Origin of the sequence: Klebsiella sp. JN_Kp126, from assembly GCF_033843325.1 — a bacterium.
Lineage (GTDB): Bacteria > Pseudomonadota > Gammaproteobacteria > Enterobacterales > Enterobacteriaceae > Klebsiella > Klebsiella michiganensis.
On record NZ_JAWXQV010000054.1, the window covers coordinates 1 to 16,309 of the forward strand.

15 protein-coding genes are annotated in these 16,309 nt (G+C 58.6%); 10 read left to right on the forward strand and 5 right to left on the reverse strand.

Annotated elements, in window-relative coordinates; genetic code table 11:
* Nucleotides 1–97 precede the first annotated feature (97 nt).
* A complete protein-coding gene (yiiM, locus tag SIK97_RS11085; protein ID WP_032751724.1) occupies nt 98–772 on the reverse strand; it encodes a 6-hydroxyaminopurine reductase in 675 nt (224 codons plus the stop codon).
* A 71-nt stretch (nt 773–843) separates the two neighbouring features.
* Nucleotides 844–1,464: a superoxide dismutase [Mn] gene (gene sodA / locus SIK97_RS11090; protein ID WP_004127220.1), complete on the reverse strand. Its 621-nt coding sequence runs from the start codon at nt 1,462–1,464 to the stop codon at nt 844–846.
* A 291-nt stretch (nt 1,465–1,755) separates the two neighbouring features.
* Between sodA and rhaT the strand changes: the two genes are divergently transcribed.
* The gene (rhaT, locus tag SIK97_RS11095; RefSeq protein ID WP_004107493.1) at nt 1,756–2,790 is read left to right on the forward strand and encodes an L-rhamnose/proton symporter RhaT; all 1,035 of its coding nucleotides are present in this window, start codon (nt 1,756–1,758) and stop codon (nt 2,788–2,790) included.
* 5 nt (nt 2,791–2,795) lie between these two features.
* On the opposite strand, the gene rhaR is transcribed toward rhaT, so the two are convergent.
* Complete coding sequence (gene rhaR, locus SIK97_RS11100; protein ID WP_004127212.1) at nt 2,796–3,644, reverse strand: HTH-type transcriptional activator RhaR; 849 nt, start codon at nt 3,642–3,644, stop codon at nt 2,796–2,798.
* A gap of 73 nt (nt 3,645–3,717) precedes the next feature.
* Nucleotides 3,718–4,554 (reverse strand): HTH-type transcriptional activator RhaS, encoded by an 837-nt coding sequence (rhaS, locus tag SIK97_RS11105; RefSeq protein ID WP_004107487.1) that lies wholly within the window; start codon nt 4,552–4,554, stop codon nt 3,718–3,720.
* Nucleotides 4,555–4,865: 311 nt separating this feature from the next.
* Here rhaS (SIK97_RS11105) and rhaB point away from each other — a divergent pair, with 311 nt between their 5' ends.
* From rhaB to rhaM, 9 genes are all read left to right on the forward strand, one after another.
* Nucleotides 4,866–6,332, forward strand: a complete 1,467-nt coding sequence (gene rhaB, locus SIK97_RS11110) for a rhamnulokinase (RefSeq protein WP_032751727.1) — start codon at nt 4,866–4,868, stop codon at nt 6,330–6,332.
* Nucleotides 6,329–7,588 (forward strand): L-rhamnose isomerase, encoded by a 1,260-nt coding sequence (rhaA, locus tag SIK97_RS11115; protein WP_025106561.1) that lies wholly within the window; start codon nt 6,329–6,331, stop codon nt 7,586–7,588. The genes rhaB and rhaA overlap by 4 nt, the downstream gene beginning before the upstream one ends.
* A gap of 136 nt (nt 7,589–7,724) precedes the next feature.
* Nucleotides 7,725–8,555, forward strand: a complete 831-nt coding sequence (rhaD, locus tag SIK97_RS11120; protein WP_032719438.1) for a rhamnulose-1-phosphate aldolase — start codon at nt 7,725–7,727, stop codon at nt 8,553–8,555.
* Between the two features lie 81 nt (nt 8,556–8,636).
* Nucleotides 8,637–9,623, forward strand: coding sequence for a rhamnose ABC transporter substrate-binding protein (gene rhaS, locus SIK97_RS11125; protein ID WP_004127197.1), 987 nt, complete (start codon nt 8,637–8,639; stop codon nt 9,621–9,623).
* A 143-nt stretch (nt 9,624–9,766) separates the two neighbouring features.
* Nucleotides 9,767–11,278, forward strand: a complete 1,512-nt coding sequence (locus SIK97_RS11130; protein WP_057173939.1) for a sugar ABC transporter ATP-binding protein — start codon at nt 9,767–9,769, stop codon at nt 11,276–11,278.
* Nucleotides 11,278–12,282: an ABC transporter permease gene (locus SIK97_RS11135; protein WP_025106559.1), complete on the forward strand. Its 1,005-nt coding sequence runs from the start codon at nt 11,278–11,280 to the stop codon at nt 12,280–12,282. The genes SIK97_RS11130 and SIK97_RS11135 overlap by 1 nt, the downstream gene beginning before the upstream one ends.
* Complete coding sequence (locus SIK97_RS11140) at nt 12,279–13,283, forward strand: ABC transporter permease (protein WP_014227415.1); 1,005 nt, start codon at nt 12,279–12,281, stop codon at nt 13,281–13,283. The genes SIK97_RS11135 and SIK97_RS11140 overlap by 4 nt, the downstream gene beginning before the upstream one ends.
* Before the next feature lie 115 nt (nt 13,284–13,398).
* Complete coding sequence (gene fucO / locus SIK97_RS11145; protein ID WP_057173940.1) at nt 13,399–14,547, forward strand: lactaldehyde reductase; 1,149 nt, start codon at nt 13,399–13,401, stop codon at nt 14,545–14,547.
* A complete protein-coding gene (gene rhaM, locus SIK97_RS11150; protein WP_014227413.1) occupies nt 14,544–14,858 on the forward strand; it encodes an L-rhamnose mutarotase in 315 nt (104 codons plus the stop codon). Before fucO ends, rhaM begins: the two co-directional genes overlap by 4 nt.
* Before the next feature lie 47 nt (nt 14,859–14,905).
* On the opposite strand, the gene SIK97_RS11155 is transcribed toward rhaM, so the two are convergent.
* Nucleotides 14,906–16,285, reverse strand: a complete 1,380-nt coding sequence (locus SIK97_RS11155) for a carbohydrate porin (RefSeq protein WP_057173941.1) — start codon at nt 16,283–16,285, stop codon at nt 14,906–14,908.
* Between the last annotated feature and the right edge of the window lie 24 nt (nt 16,286–16,309).

Here is a 16,309-nt window from a genome sequence, read left to right on the forward strand (position 1 = left end):
CCACCAGAGGGAACTGGCCGGTTCTCTCTGGATTTTTTAATAATACAAGCCCGGATAAGGCGCAACGCGCCGCCATCCGGGAACGCACACGGAAGCGCTATTTTCCCCACAATCTCCGCGAATTATTTTCGATCTTCCCGCTCAGGCGCCGTTTCTGCATGGTACGGCTCCAGCTTACCGACAGCCCCGCCGCGGAGAGCAGACGGTGGTACTGCTCATCATCAAACGGCATCTGCCAGGCGATGGCGCCCGCTTCGTGAACGCTCACGTCGCTGAGCCGGGAAACCAGCGCCAGCGGCACATCGCTGGACACCTGCCCGCCCGCCACCACCCGATACAGCCAGCCGGTTTTGCCGCTGTTTTGCATAAGCTGCGCCATATAGCTGACGGCAAAGTGATAGTTGAGCTTGAAGCACGGCGATCGCGGCTGCGTGACCTGAATCAGCGCTTCTCCCCAGCGGAAGATATCGCCAATGTAGACGTTTTTTTCGGTCAGCCCTTCGGTCGAGAGATTTTCGCCAAACGCCGGGGCGCAGAAAAGATCCGCCTGCTGCGGAAGCTCACGGGCCCAGTGGGCGTAGTGTTCACGGGGATAGTGGCACAGCGCGCGGTCCGGCCCGCCGTGAATTTTCTTCTCCGCCTGCTCATCGCCCTCCAGCCCCAAATCGCCGAGGGTCAGTTCACCATCGACCTGAATTTTACCGATGGCGCTTGGACGGCTGCCGTCATAATCCCTTACCTTGCCCACAAAGACATTCACCGGATAGTGCATCGCTGCTCCTTTGCTGCGGATATAAAAAAAGCGAGTCATCAGACTCGCTTCTCGCTCAGCACAATGCAACCTTATTTTTTGGCGGCAAAACGCGCTGCGGCTTCGTCCCAGTTCACCACGTCCCAGAACGCTTTGATGTAGTCCGGGCGGCGGTTCTGGAATTTCAGGTAGTAAGCGTGTTCCCACACGTCCAGGCCGATAATCGGGAAGCCGGAAGCGCCGGAGATCGCTTCGCCCATCAGCGGGGAGTCCTGGTTAGCGGTAGAAACCACCGCCAGCTTGTCGCCTTTCAGCACCAGCCACGCCCAGCCGGAGCCGAAACGGGTCGCCGCCGCTTTTTCAAATTCCGCTTTGAAGTTGTCAACGGAACCGAAATCACGCTCGATAGCCGCTTTCAGGTCGCCCTGCAGGGTGGTACCGGTTTTCAGGCCTTTCCAGAACAGGCTGTGGTTAGCGTGGCCGCCTGCGTTGTTACGCAGCACGGTTTTTTTGTCTGCCGGCAGCTGATCCAGTTTGGTAATCAGCTCTTCTGCGGACAGGCTCGCGAATTCAGGCAGGCTTTCCAGCGCTGCGTTAGCGTTATTTACGTAGGTCTGGTGGTGTTTAGTGTGATGGATTTCCATCGTCTGCTTGTCAAAATGCGGTTCCAGGGCGTCATAAGCGTACGGCAGGGCAGGCAGTGTATAACTCATAATCATCTCCATTATTGTCGAGCGGCGGAAAGTGTTAATGCCGCGTAAGCAGTTGGTTCATTATAGTTAATTAAATGATATTGAAAACGCTTATCAATGCCGTATTTTTAATAAGGTTATAACAACAGGTAATAGATGTCGTTTTGTGATACAGAACAACTAATTAAGTTTTTGGTTGCCAGGTTCAGGCTTCGGGTGGCAACAGCTTAAAGGCGGAAAAACTGACCGATTTTTACACTCATCGGGTCGGAAGAAGATTTATCCGATAAAAAATAGATGAGGATAAAATCAATGAATCACGCGATTACGATGGGTATTTTTTGGCATTTGATAGGTGCGGCCAGTGCAGCCTGTTTCTATGCCCCGTTCAAGAAAGTTAAACATTGGTCCTGGGAAACCATGTGGTCTATCGGCGGTATTGTCTCCTGGCTGATCCTCCCCTGGGCCATCAGCGCCATGCTGCTGCCCGATTTCTGGGCCTATTACGGTTCTTTTAACGCCTCCACTCTGCTGCCCGTTTTCCTGTTCGGCGCCATGTGGGGTATCGGTAATATCAACTACGGCCTGACGATGCGTTACCTGGGGATGTCGATGGGGATCGGCATCGCCATTGGTATCACGCTGATTGTCGGCACGTTAATGACGCCGATTCTTAACGGTCAGTTTGATGTTCTCATTAACACTAAAGGCGGCCAGATGACGCTGCTCGGCGTGCTGGTCGCGGTGATTGGCGTGGGTATCGTCACCCGCGCAGGCCAGCTGAAAGAGCGCAAAATGGGCATCAAAGCCGAAGACTTCAACCTGAAAAAGGGGCTGCTGCTGGCGGTGATGTGCGGCATCTTCTCGGCCGGTATGTCGTTCGCCATGAATGCCGCCAAGCCGATGCATGAAGCCGCCGCCGCGCTCGGCGTTGATCCGCTCTACACCGCGCTGCCAAGCTATGTGGTGATCATGGGCGGCGGCGCGCTGGTCAACCTCGGCTTCTGCTTTATCCGTCTGGCAAAAGTAAAAAACCTGTCGATAAAAGCCGACTTCTCGCTGGCAAAACCGCTCATCATCAGCAATATCCTGCTTTCGGCGTTAGGCGGCCTGATGTGGTATCTGCAGTTCTTTTTCTACGCCTGGGGCCACGCCAGCATTCCGGCGCAGTACGACTACATGAGCTGGATGCTGCATATGAGCTTCTACGTGCTGTGCGGCGGCCTCGTGGGTCTGATACTGAAAGAGTGGAACAACGCCGGTCGTCGTCCGGTGGGCGTCCTCAGCCTCGGCTGCGTGGTGATTATTATCGCCGCCAATATCGTTGGTCTGGGAATGGCGAACTAGCGTCGTCAGGCGGCGGTGCGACTGCGCTGCCGCCACTGCCCCGGCGTCATGCCTATCTCGCGGTTAAACACCACCGAAAAGTAGTTGCTGTCTTCAAACCCGCACTGCATCGCCACTTCGCCAATCAGCCGTTCGGTATGCTGCAGCAGATACTGCGCGTGACAGATGCGCAGCTGGCGCAGGTAGTGGTTGATGGTCATCCCCGTCTGCTGACGAAACTGCTGGCGCAGCGCGCGTTCGCTGCACCCTTCGCGCTCGCAAAAACGGTCAAGAAAGAAAGGACGATTGAGGCTGCCCGCCAGCTCGGTGAGCAGCTTATCGAGCAGCGCTTCGCTTTGGGTCGCCGCCAAATTATCGGTGGCGTAGCGATAGCGCTGAAGAATAAGCGCCAGCTGCGCAAACAGCAGTTCGGCCATATTATTGGCCTGCGCATCGCTGCGGCTGCTTTCATGCTCCAGCTGGGTAATCACCTGCCTGACCTGAGCCATGCCGCTGCTGCCAATCCGCCAGTGCGGAACCCACGGGGTGCCGAACAGGCCGGGAATGTGCGCCGCCCAGTCAAAGTTAAGCCGCAGCCGGTCCGGGCAATAAATGACGTTTTGCAGGACGAGATCGTTCACCGAGGCGTAGGAGTGTTTATCTTCCGCGCGGATATAGAACAGATCGCCGCGGGTAATGCGCCACGGGCGATCGTTCAGGACGTGCAGGCCGTTACCCCGCCACACCAGCACCAGTTCACAGAACTCATGGGTGTGCTCGGCGAAGACGTTTTGCGGATAGCGATCCGCCACCGCCACCGCCTGAGCGGGAGAGGCAAAAAATTCATCTTTGCGAAGAATCAGCTGACCTGCCACGACATCAACTCCGGACGTGAATAACGTTTCATTATTCGCGTTTATGTCTGTCAAAACGTTGACTGCTCTCCCGTTACTGAAGAATGGCGTCGCGCCCCTGGCGAATATCGCGCGGAGACCAGTCAAACTCGCGGCGGAAAAGCGTCGAAAAGTGGTTACTGTCGCCGAATCCGCAGCGATAGGCGATATCGGTCACGCTATCATCGCTATGGCGCAGCAGATGGCGCGCTTTCATCAACCGCACCCGATTCAGATAGCGCTGTGGCGTCAGCCCGGTTTGCTGTTTTAACTGACGGTGCAGGGTTCGCAAGGAGAGCGAAAAGCGCGCCGCCACCTCTTCCCAGCAGATATCCTCGGCAAAATGGTCTTCCAGCCAGGCCATCAAATGGTTGAGCCGCGCGTCGTTGTTGGCGGCCCCTTCGGCGAGGCTGCTTTTACGCAGGTGCACCAGCAGCTGCATAAATAAAATCTCGCGGCTGGCGATGGCGTGCATATCCGCATCCGCGCCAACGTTCTCCATCTGCTCCACAATCTGGCGCACCTGCTGCAACGCATTCTGATTCACCCGCCAGTGCGAGAGGTAGTTCCCCTCCTGCTCCTGCGGCAACAGCTCGTTCAGGCCGGACAAAAAGCGAAACGCGTCCGGCGCGCGATAGAGCACATTAGTCAGGCATAAATTATCCGTGTGCTCGTAGAGATGGCGATCGTGATCGCGGATAAAGCAGACCGAGCCGCCGCTGATGGTGTAGGGCTGGCCGTTGAAAACGTGAATCCCGGTGCCGTGCTCCACAATAACAATCTCATGAAAATCATGGTGATGCTCAGGAAAAGCGGATTGCGGGAGCCGCGGCTCAATGGCGACAGCTGAAACGCCGGACTTAAAGAAATCCACACTGTGCAACATAGTCATAGCCGCTCCTCGAGATGAGAAAAGTTATCAATCAGTGGAGCAAATAGTAATTAAGGGTCGGCGATCCGGCCTTCAATTTTTGACCGCAAAATTCGTAAAGCCTGCCGCTTTTTCAAGAAATGACGGGAAAGATCGGGAACTGCGGACAACATCACATCCCTCACCCCAGCGCGGAGAAAACGAAACTGTGACCTCCCTCACGGTCACCTTTGCTTTCTTGCCAGCGGCCAATTTTCCCTGTCAGTAACAAGAAGGTGAGCCCGACGCGACTTTTTTAGACTGCATGCAATGATTTTCACAAGGATCTTCCCATGAGTTTTCGTCATTGTGTCGCCGTCGATTTAGGCGCCTCCAGCGGGCGGGTGATGCTCGCCGGTTATCAGCCCGGTCAGCAAACGCTGGCGCTGCGTGAAATTCACCGTTTTACCAATAGCCTGCAAAAGGTGGATGGCTTCGACTGCTGGGATCTCGATAGCCTGGAAGGGGAAATTCGCCGCGGTCTGGAGAAGGTCTGCGAACAGGGCATCCTGATCGACAGCATCGGCATCGATACCTGGGGCGTGGATTATGTCCTGCTGGATAAAGCGGGTCAGCGCGTCGGCCTGCCGGTTTCCTATCGCGACTCCCGCACCCAGGGCCTGATGCGCCATGCCGAAGAGCAGCTGGGCCGGGCGGAGATCTATCGCCGCAGCGGTATTCAGTTTCTGCCGTTTAATACCCTTTATCAGCTGCGCGCGCTGGTTGAACAGCAGCCGGAGCTGGTCAGCCAGGCCGCGCACGCGCTGCTGATCCCGGACTACTTTAGCTTCCGCCTGACCGGCAACATGAACTGGGAATACACCAACGCCACCACCACGCAGCTGGTCAATATCAACAGCGATAGCTGGGACGAAGATCTGCTGAACTGGAGCGGCGCGCCGCGCGACTGGTTCGGTACGCCGACCCATCCCGGCAACGTTATTGGCCACTGGATTTGCCCGCAGGGCAATAACATCCCGGTGGTCGCCGTCGCCAGCCACGATACCGCCAGCGCGGTTATCGCCTCGCCGCTGGCCAGCAAAAACGCCGCGTATCTCTCTTCCGGCACTTGGTCGCTGATGGGCTTTGAAAGCAAAACCCCCTGCACCAGCGATGCGGCGCTAAGGGCCAATATCACCAACGAAGGCGGTGCCGAAGGCCGCTATCGGGTGCTGAAAAATATTATGGGCCTGTGGCTGCTGCAGCGGGTGCTCAAGGAGCAAAACGTCGGCGACCTGCCGGCGCTGATCGCGCGTACCGCTGCGCTTCCGGCCTGCCGCTTCGTCATTGACTGCAACGATGACCGCTTTATCAACCCGGACAACATGAGCGCGGAAATCCAGGCCGCCTGCCGCGAAGCCGGGCAGCCGGTTCCCGATACCGACGCCGAGCTGGCGCGCTGTATTTTTGACAGCCTGGCGCTGCTCTACGCCCGGGTGCTCAACGAGCTGGCGGCGCTGCGCGGTCAGCCGTTCAGCCAGCTGCATATTGTCGGCGGCGGCTGCCAGAACGAACTGCTCAACCAGCTGTGCGCCGACGCCTGCGGCATCACCGTGACCGCCGGCCCGATTGAGGCCTCCACCCTGGGCAATATCGGCATTCAGCTGATGACCCTGGACGAGCTGCACAACGTCGATGAATTCCGTCAGGTGGTGCGGCAAAACTACGCCCTCACCACCTTTACCCCCAATCCTGAAAGTGAAATTGCCCGCTTCGTCGCGCAGTTTCAGCCACAACAGACCAAGGAGCTTTGCGCATGACCACTCAACTTGAACAAGCCTGGGAAATTGCCAAACAGCGCTACGCCAGCGTCGGCGTGGACGTCGAGGAGGCCTTGCGCCAGCTGGATCGCCTGCCCGTTTCCATGCACTGCTGGCAGGGCGATGACGTCGTCGGTTTCGAAAACCCGGAAGGAAGCCTGACCGGCGGTATTCAGGCCACCGGCAACTACCCGGGTAAAGCGCGTAACGCCAGCGAGCTGCGCGCCGACCTTGAGCAGGCGCTGAGCCTGATCCCCGGGCCAAAACGTCTGAACCTGCACGCGCTCTATCTCGAATCCGACGCGCCGGTGCCGCGCAATGAAATTAAGCCGGAGCACTTTAAAAACTGGGTTGAGTGGGCGAAAGCCAACAAGCTGGGGCTCGATTTTAACCCCTCCTGCTTCTCGCATCCGCTAAGCGCCGACGGCTTTACGCTGTCGCACGCCAACGATGAAATCCGCCAGTTCTGGATCGATCACTGCAAGGCCAGCCGCCGTATTTCCGCTTACTTCGGCGAGCAGCTGGGCACGCCGTCGGTAATGAATATCTGGATCCCGGACGGCATGAAGGATATTACCGTTGACCGCTTCGCGCCGCGCCAGCGCCTGCTGAACGCGCTCGATGAAGTGATCAGCGAGAAGCTGGACCCGGCGCACCACATTGATGCCGTCGAGAGCAAACTGTTCGGTATCGGCGCGGAAAGCTACACCGTCGGCTCCAATGAGTTCTATATGGGCTACGCCACCAGCCGCCAGACCGCCCTGTGCCTGGATGCCGGCCACTTCCACCCGACGGAGGTCATCTCCGACAAAATCTCCGCCGCCATGCTCTATATCCCGCGCCTGCTGCTGCACGTCAGCCGTCCGGTACGCTGGGACAGCGACCACGTGGTGCTGCTGGATGACGAAACCCAGGCCATCGCCAGCGAAATCATCCGTCACGATCTGTTCGACCGCGTGCATATCGGCCTCGATTTCTTCGACGCTTCGATTAACCGCATCGCGGCGTGGGTGATTGGCACGCGCAATATGAAGAAAGCGCTGCTGCGCGCCCTGCTGGAACCGACCGCCCAGCTGCGTCAGCTGGAAGTCGACGGCGACTACACCGCCCGTCTGGCGCTGCTGGAAGAGCAGAAGTGCCTGCCGTGGCAGGCCATCTGGGAGATGTACTGTCAGCGTCACGATACGCCGGCAGGCAGCCAGTGGCTGGATAACGTACGCGCTTATGAAAATGCGGTTCTGAGCCAGCGCGGGTAATGCCCGGACGTTCCCCGGGTCGCGGCCGGGCTACGAACCGGTAGCCCGGATAAGCCGTTTACGGCGCAATCCGGGGCTCGCACATATTTAGGGTGAGGGGCCACCCCCGCGCCGAATCAACAGGAAAGACAAGACTATGCAGACCATTATCGACGCCTGGTTCGTCCAGGGCATGATTAAAGCCACTTCCGACGCCTGGCTGAAAGGCTGGGACGAGCGCAACGGCGGCAACCTGACGCTGCGCCTGGACGAAGCGGATATCGAACCCTACGCGGCGGATTTCCACGCTAAACCGCGCTATATCGCCCTGAGCCAGCCGATGCCGACGCTGGCTAACCAGCCGTTTATCGTCACCGGTTCCGGTAAATTCTTCCGTAACGTCCAGCTCGACCCGGCGGCGAACCTCGGGGTGGTGAAAGTCGACAGCGACGGCGCGGGATACCATATTCTTTGGGGCCTGACCAACGATGCGGTGCCAACATCCGAGCTGCCGGCGCACTTCCTGTCGCACAGCGAGCGCATCCGGCTGACCAACGGTAAAGACCGGGTGATCATGCACTGCCACGCCACCAATCTGATCGCCCTGACCTACGTGCTGGAGAACAACAGCGATCTGTTTACCCGCAAGCTGTGGGAAGGGAGTACCGAATGCCTGGTGGTCTTCCCGGACGGCGTCGGCATCCTGCCGTGGATGGTGCCGGGCACCGACGAAATCGGCCAGGCCACCGCCGAGGCGATGCAGAAACATTCGCTGGTGCTGTGGCCGTTCCACGGCGTTTTCGGCAGCGGCCCCAATCTGGACGAAACCTTCGGCCTGATCGATACCGCTGAGAAATCCGCCGAGGTGCTGGTGAAAGTTTACTCAATGGGCGGGATGAAACAAACCATCACCCGCGAAGAGCTGGTCGCCCTTGGCAAACGCTTCAACGTTCAACCCCTGCAGTCCGCGTTAGACCTTTATCCATAACAACATCGCGCCCCGCTCACCGAGACGGGGCGAAAAAATCACCTGCAAACCCTACAAACTAACTCATGTGGAGTAAAAGCAATGAAAACAAACACAAGCTTGATCCTCACCGTTGCCATCCTGGCGTTGTCCGGTTCCGCTTTAGCCGAAGTCAAAATCGCCCTCGTGGCGAAATCATTGGGAAATGGATTCTTCGAAGCAGCGAACGTCGGCGCGCAGGAAGCGGCCAAAGAGTTAGGCGATGTCAAAGTGATCTATACCGGCCCGACCACCACCACCGCCGAAGCGCAGATCGAAGTGCTGAATGGTTTGATCGCCCAGGGGGTGGATGCGATCGCCATTTCCGCTAACGATCCCGACGCCGTGGTGCCGGTACTGAAAAAAGCGATGCAGCGCGGCATTAAGGTGGTCTCCTGGGACTCCGGCGTCGCGCCGGCGGGCCGCCAGATCCATCTTAACCCGTCCAATAACGCGCTGATTGGCGAAACCAACGTTAAGCTCGCCGCCGATGCGCTGAAGGCGCTGAACGTAGAAAAAGGCGATGTGGCGATTTTAAGCGCCACCCCAACCTCCACCAACCAGAACATCTGGATTGAGGAGATGAAAAAGGTGCTGCCGCAGTACCCGTCCGTCAATCTGGTGACCGTCGCCTACGGGGACGATCTGTCGGATAAAAGCTACCGCGAAGCGGTGGGCCTGCTGAAGTCATACCCTGACCTGAAAGTGATTGTTTCGCCTTCGTCGGTGGGGATCGTGGCCGCCGCGCAGGCGGTGAAAGATCAGGGCAAAATCGGCAAGGTCTACGTCACCGGGCTGGGGCTGCCGTCGGAAATGGCCGGGGCGATTAAGTCCGGCGCCAGCAAAAGCTTCGCCATCTGGAACCCGATTGACCTCGGCTACGCCGCCACGTATCTGGCCGACGATTTAGTCAAAGGCACGGCGACCAAAACCGAAGCCAATATGGGCAAGCTGGGCAAAGTGAAGCTGGACGCCGACGGTAGCGGCGCGATGGCCGAACCGTTCGTCTACGATGCGAGCAACATCGATAAGTTCTCGAAAATTTTCTAACCCTGTTTCCTCACTCCGGCCCTCTTCCAAAAGAGAGGGAGAAAGTCAGGCCCTCTGCGCACTGCTGCCAGCGAGCACTGAACGGTTCCCTCGCCCCTTTGGGGAGAGGGTTAGGGTGAGGGGTGATTTTACGGAGAACTATCATGTCAGCATCCACCCCACTGCTGTCGCTGAAGGGCATCACCAAGATTTTTCCCGGTGTGCGCGCCCTTGAAAACGTACAGCTCGATCTCTGGCCCGGCAAAGTGACCGCTTTAATCGGCGAAAACGGCGCGGGGAAATCGACGCTGGTCAAAGTGATGACCGGCATTTATCAGCCCGAAGAGGGCGAGATTCTCTATAAAGCGATCCCTATCCAACTGCCGAACCCGGAGTCGGCGCATAAAGTCGGGATCACCGCGATTCATCAGGAAACCGTGCTGTTCGACGAACTCTCGGTCACCGAAAATATCTTCGTCGGCCAGTATCTGCATCGCGGCCTGCTGAAGAAGCTCGACTGGCCCGCCATGCACCGCAAAGCCAGCGAAATTCTCACCCGCCTCGAGGTACAGATTGACCCGCGCGCGACGCTGAAAACCCTCAGTATCGCCCAGCGCCATATGGTCGCCATCGCCCGGGCGCTCTCCTTTGAAGCTCAGGTGGTAATCCTCGATGAGCCGACCGCCGCGCTCTCGCAGCATGAAATTCTGGAGTTCTATCAGATCGTTGAGCGCCTGAAGCAGGACGGCAAAGCGATCCTGTTTATTTCGCATAAGTTCGATGAGATTTTCGAGCTGGCGGACTACTACACCATTCTGCGCGACGGCGTGTACGTCAGCTCCGGTGCGATTAACGACATCACCGAAGAGCGGATGGTGGCGATGATGGTGGGCCGCGCGATTACCCAAACCTACCCGAAAGTCGATTGTATCCCAGGGGAAACGGTACTGGAGGTGAAAGACCTCTGCCACCCCACCGAGTTCGCCCATATCAGCTTCAGCCTGCGCAAAGGGGAGATCCTTGGCTTTTACGGGCTGGTGGGCGCCGGGCGCACCGAGCTGATGCAGGCGCTCTCCGGAGTCTCGCATCCCTCTTCCGGCGATATCGTGCTGAAGGGAAAACCGATGCGCTTTCGCCAGCCGGCCGACGCGATCGGCGCCGGTATCGTCTGCGTGCCGGAAGAGCGGCAGAAGCAGGGAGCAATTATCGCCCTGCCGATCGCCCAGAACATCAGCCTGCCGCAGCTCAGCAAACTGAACCCCGGCGGCGTGCTTAACGACGCCCGCGAATGGCGGCTGGCGGACGAGTACGCCTCGCGCCTGCAGGTTAAGGCCTTTAGCTGGCGGCAGGCGGTGGAAACCCTTTCCGGCGGCAATCAGCAAAAAGTGGTGATCGGCAAATGGCTGGCGACCCATCCCAAGGTGATTATCCTCGACGAACCGACTAAAGGCATCGATATCGGCTCCAAAGCGGCGGTGCACCAGTTTATGTCCGAGCTGGTCAGCCAGGGGCTGGCGGTCATTATGGTCTCTTCGGAGCTGCCGGAAGTGATGGGCATGGCCGACCGGATTATCGTGATGCACGAAGGGCTGATGGTGGCCGAGTATCGCGCCGGTGAAGCGACGGCGGAAACCATCGTCAGCGCCGCCAGCGGCGCCGGTCGGGAGGCAGCGTAATGGGTAAACAACTGCTTAAACACCGCGAAGCGCTGCTGGCGGCGGTGATCGTTTTGCTGATCGGCGCTATCGGCAGCCGGGCGCCGTCGTTCGTCTCGCCGGGCAATCTGGTGGAGATGTTTAACGACACCGCCATTCTGATCGTCCTCGCCCTCGGCCAGATGATGGTACTGCTCACCAAAGGCATCGATCTGTCGATGGCCGCCAATCTGGCGCTGACCGGGATGATCGTCGCGCTGCTCAACGCCCACTATCCGGGTATCCCGGTGGCGGCGCTGCTGGCGCTGGCGACCCTGCTTGGCCTGCTGATGGGGATGATTAACGGCCTGCTGGTCTGGCGGCTCGGCATTCCGGCCATCGTGGTCACGCTGGGCACCATGAGTATTTATCGCGGGATTATCTTCCTGCTTTCCGACGGCGGCTGGGTTAACTCGCACCAGATGAGCGCCGATTTTCTCGGCCTGCCGCGCGCCTCGCTGCTGGGGCTGCCGCTGCTGAGCTGGTGCGCCATCGCCGCGCTGCTGCTGGTGGGCTATTTCCTCCGCTACAGCCGCACCGGCCGGGCCTTGTACACCGCGGGCGGCAACGCGACGGCGGCGTACTACACCGGGATTAACGCCGGGAAAATGCAGTTTGTCAGCTTCTGCCTCTCCGGCGCGCTGGCCGGGTTCTGCGGCTATCTGTGGATCTCGCGCTTCGCCGTCGCCTATGTCGATGTCGCCAACGGTTTTGAACTGCAGGTGGTCGCCGCCTGCGTCATCGGCGGCATCAGCACCATGGGCGGAACCGGTCGCGTGCTCGGCTGCCTGTGCGGCGCGCTGTTCCTCGGCGTTATCAATAACGCCCTGCCGGTGATCGGCATTTCGCCGTTCTGGCAAATGGCCATTTCCGGCGCGGTGATCGTCATTGCGGTGCTGCTTAACGAACGCGGTAATAAAGGTAGCGGACGATTAATTCTGCGCAACGCGGCGCTGGCGCGGCAGAAACAGGCGGTGAAATCATGAGCAAAATAATGATGTCTGAAGAGATGAAAAGCGCCCCGGCCGCGCCGTCGCCGCTGCGCCGCTTGCTGTGCTGGGAAGGGTTTCTGCTGGCGGTAACCCTGGCGGTATTCGTGGTTAACGCCCTGGCGTCACCCTGGTTCCTTAATATCTGGAACCTGTCGGACGCCACGTTTAACTTTACCGAAAAAGCGATCATCGTGCTGCCGATGGCGATGCTGATTATCGCCAGAGAGATCGACCTTTCGGTAGCCTCGACGATGGCGCTGAGCTCAACGGCGATGGGCTTCTGCGCGGCGGCGGGTATGGATACGCCGCTGCTGGTGGCCGTCGGGCTGGGCGTTGGGCTGCTGTGCGGCCTGTTCAACGGTATCCTGGTGACGCGCTTTAACCTGTCGTCGATTGTGATCACCATCGGCACCATGAGCCTGTATCGCGGAATAACCTACATTCTGCTGGGCGACAAGGCGCTCAATCACTACCCGGACAGCTTCGCCTGGTTCGGCCAGGGCTACGTGTGGGGGGCGCTCTCTTTTGAGTTCGCGCTGTTTATCCTCCTCGCCGCCGCCTTTACCTTCCTGCTGCATAAAACCAACTTTGGTCGCCGGACCTACGCCATCGGCAATAACCCGACCGGAGCCTGGTTCTCCGGAATCAACGTCAAGCGCCACAATCTGGTGCTGTTCGCGCTGGTCGGGCTGATGGCCGGGCTGGCGGCGGTCCTGCTGACCTCGAGGCTCGGCAGCACCCGCCCGACGCTGGCGATGGGCTGGGAGCTGGCGGTCGTCACGATGGCGGTGCTCGGCGGCGTCAATATTCTCGGCGGCTCCGGCAGCATGGTGGGGGTGATTATCGCCGCCTTCCTGATGGGGCTGGTGACGTTTGGCCTGAGCCTACTCAACGTGCCGGGGATCGTGATGTCGATCATCATCGGCGCGATGCTGATCGTGGTGATCTCGCTGCCGATTATTACCCGGCGGATGATGCAGCGAAGACGAATTTAATTTCCCCTTCACCCTAATCTGACCGGTACGTGTAGCCCGGGTAAGGCGCCAGCCGCGACCCGGGGGCGGGTGAAGGGAAACGGATTACCCAAAATCAACATTAAGGAGAATTATCATGAGTTTTATGTTGGCACTGCCCAAAATCAGCCTCCACGGCGCGGGCGCAATCGGCGATATGGTCAAGCTGGTGGCGGGTAAACGCTGGGGCAAAGCGCTGATCGTCACCGACGGTCAGCTGGTGAAGCTGGGGCTGCTCGACAGCCTGTTTACCGCCCTGGATGAACAGCAGATGTCTTACCATCTGTTTGACGAGGTGTTCCCTAACCCAACGGAAGCGCTGGTGCAAAAAGGCTACGCGGCGTATCGCGAGGCCGGGTGTGATTACCTTATCGCCTTCGGCGGCGGCAGCCCGATTGATACCGCCAAAGCGATAAAAATCCTCACCGCCAACCCGGGGCCATCGACCGCCTACTCCGGCGTCGGCAAAGTGAAAAACGCCGGCGTGCCGCTGGTGGCCATCAACACGACCGCCGGTACCGCGGCGGAGATGACCAGCAACGCGGTTATTATCGACGCCGAGCGCCAGGTAAAAGAGGTGATTATCGACCCCAATATCATTCCCGATATCGCCGTCGATGACGCCAGCGTGATGCTGGATATCCCGCCATCCATTACCGCCGCCACCGGCATGGACGCGCTGACTCACGCCATTGAAGCCTTTGTTTCCGTGGGCGCGCATCCGCTGACCGATGCCAACGCCCTGGAAGCGATTCGCCTGATCAACCTGTGGCTGCCGCAAGCCGTCGACGATGGACACCACCTTGAAGCCCGCGAGCAGATGGCGTTTGGCCAGTATCTGGCGGGCATGGCGTTTAACAGCGCCGGCCTCGGCCTGGTGCACGCGCTGGCCCATCAGCCGGGCGCTACCCACAACCTGCCGCACGGCGTGTGCAACGCCATCCTGCTGCCGATCATCGAAAACTTTAACCGGCCGAACGCGGTTGCCCGCTTCGCGCGCGTGGCGCAGGCGATGGGCGTCGATACCCGCGGTATGGGCGATGAAGCGGCCAGCATGGAGGCCATCAACGCCATCCGCGCGCTGAGCAAACGCGTCGGCATTCCGCAAGGCTTCAGCCAGCTTGGCGTCAGCAAAGCCGATATTGAAGGCTGGCTGGATAAAGCGCTGGCCGACCCGTGCGCGCCGTGCAATCCGCGCACCGCCAGCCGCGATGAAGTCCGCGAACTCTATCTGGAGGCATTATGATCCGTAAAGCTTTCGTGATGCAGGTAAACCCGGACGCGCATGAAGAGTATCAGCGCCGTCATAACCCCATCTGGCCGGAGCTGGAAGCGGTGCTGAAAGCCCACGGCGCGCACCACTACGCGATTTATCTCGATAAAGAGCGCCATCTGCTGTTCGCCACGGTGGAGATTGAATCCGAAGCGCGCTGGGACGCCGTCGCCGGCACCGAGGTGTGCCAGCGCTGGTGGCAGCATATGCGCGATGTGATGCCTGCCAATCCGGACAACAGTCCGGTAAGCGCGGAGCTTAAAGAGGTGTTTTATCTGGAGTAAAACTATGGCTGCCCCGTTGTGCTGAGCGGGGCAGCCGTTTCAAGCGCTTAGAAGAAGTACTTAAAGCGCACGCGCGCGCCGTAGCGATCGTCGTCATCCCCCTGGCTCAGCTTATTGTCGCTATCCAGAATGGAGTAATAGGCGCCGAGATAGATATTAAAGTTCTGCATATTCATCACGTTCGGAATTTGATACGACGCGTGGAAGGTATGAATATTGTAGGTGCCTTCATCCTTAATCCAGCAGTCGTTATCGCAAATCACCCCGGCATAATCGCTGATTTTGTTATGCGCGTAGATATATCCCAGCTCGAAGCGCCGCCACAGCGCGTTCACCCCGGCGGTCAAATCCTGTTCGTTGCTGGCGTCCATATAAGCGGTGTTCAGATTCACCACCACCCCGTCCTCCGGGTCGCGCTTCAGGCCGTTCCAGGTCATAGTCAGGCCATAGCCGGTGCGCCCCGACTGATCGATAAAGTTGCCCTGGGCATCTTTATAGCCGTAGGCGTTCTGCACCACGTTCGCTTCCATGGCCGCGGCAACGGAAAATTCGTCTTTCGCCCATGACACCACCGGGCGCAAATAGGCGACGTTCTTTTTCTGCTCCATATCACGACCATGGTAGCCATCGTTGTCGTACAGCGACGTACCGTCTTCCAGCAGGGTGTTGAGCTCAAAATACCAGTTATCAAGCTGCTTGCTCAGCAGGAAGTTGCCGCCTGCGTCAGAGCGGCCGCGACCCTCTTTCATCATATAGATATAGCCATGGCCGTCGCTGTAGAGGTCGTTGGCGGTATTACCGGAGTGCTCGACGAAGGTGTCCTGATTCAGCGGGAACATATCGTACGCTTCAAAGCGCCCCACTTTCACCTTCCAGTCGTTCTCCTGACCAAAGAAGAAAACCGCGTCGTCGAGGTTCATCGAGCCGGTCATATCCGCCAGCGGCTGGACAGAGAAACCGGCAAAATAGCCGTTATCCGTTTTGCGGATACCGTCGAAGCCGAGCAGGATACGGCCGTTTAAATCCCACTTATCGTAGGTGGGATCGCTGCCGACATCGGCGTTGGTCATCGCCAGCAGGCCGTGTTTGCTTTCCGCGTCCATGTTGAACTCCACGTCGCCGTAGATTTTCAGATCGCCATAGCCGGATAATTTCAGCTCCGGGACGCTAAGATTCTTTTTACTCTCCGCGGTTGCCGCCGCGCTGTTTACCGGCACACGGGTTTGCGCCGCCTGAATAGCGGCATTCTGCTTCGCCTGTAAATCCCGCACCTGGCCTTCCGCTACCGTCGCCCGGCTTTCCGCGGCGGCAAGCCGCGCTTCAAGCTGTTCCATTCGTTGTTCCAGCGTCAGTTGATTATTTTTCCCGGCCGCCGATCCCGTAATTAAACACAAGCCTAGCGCTATTGATAATGTTGTTTTATTCATTTTTATTTTCCCAGAGGTAAAAGG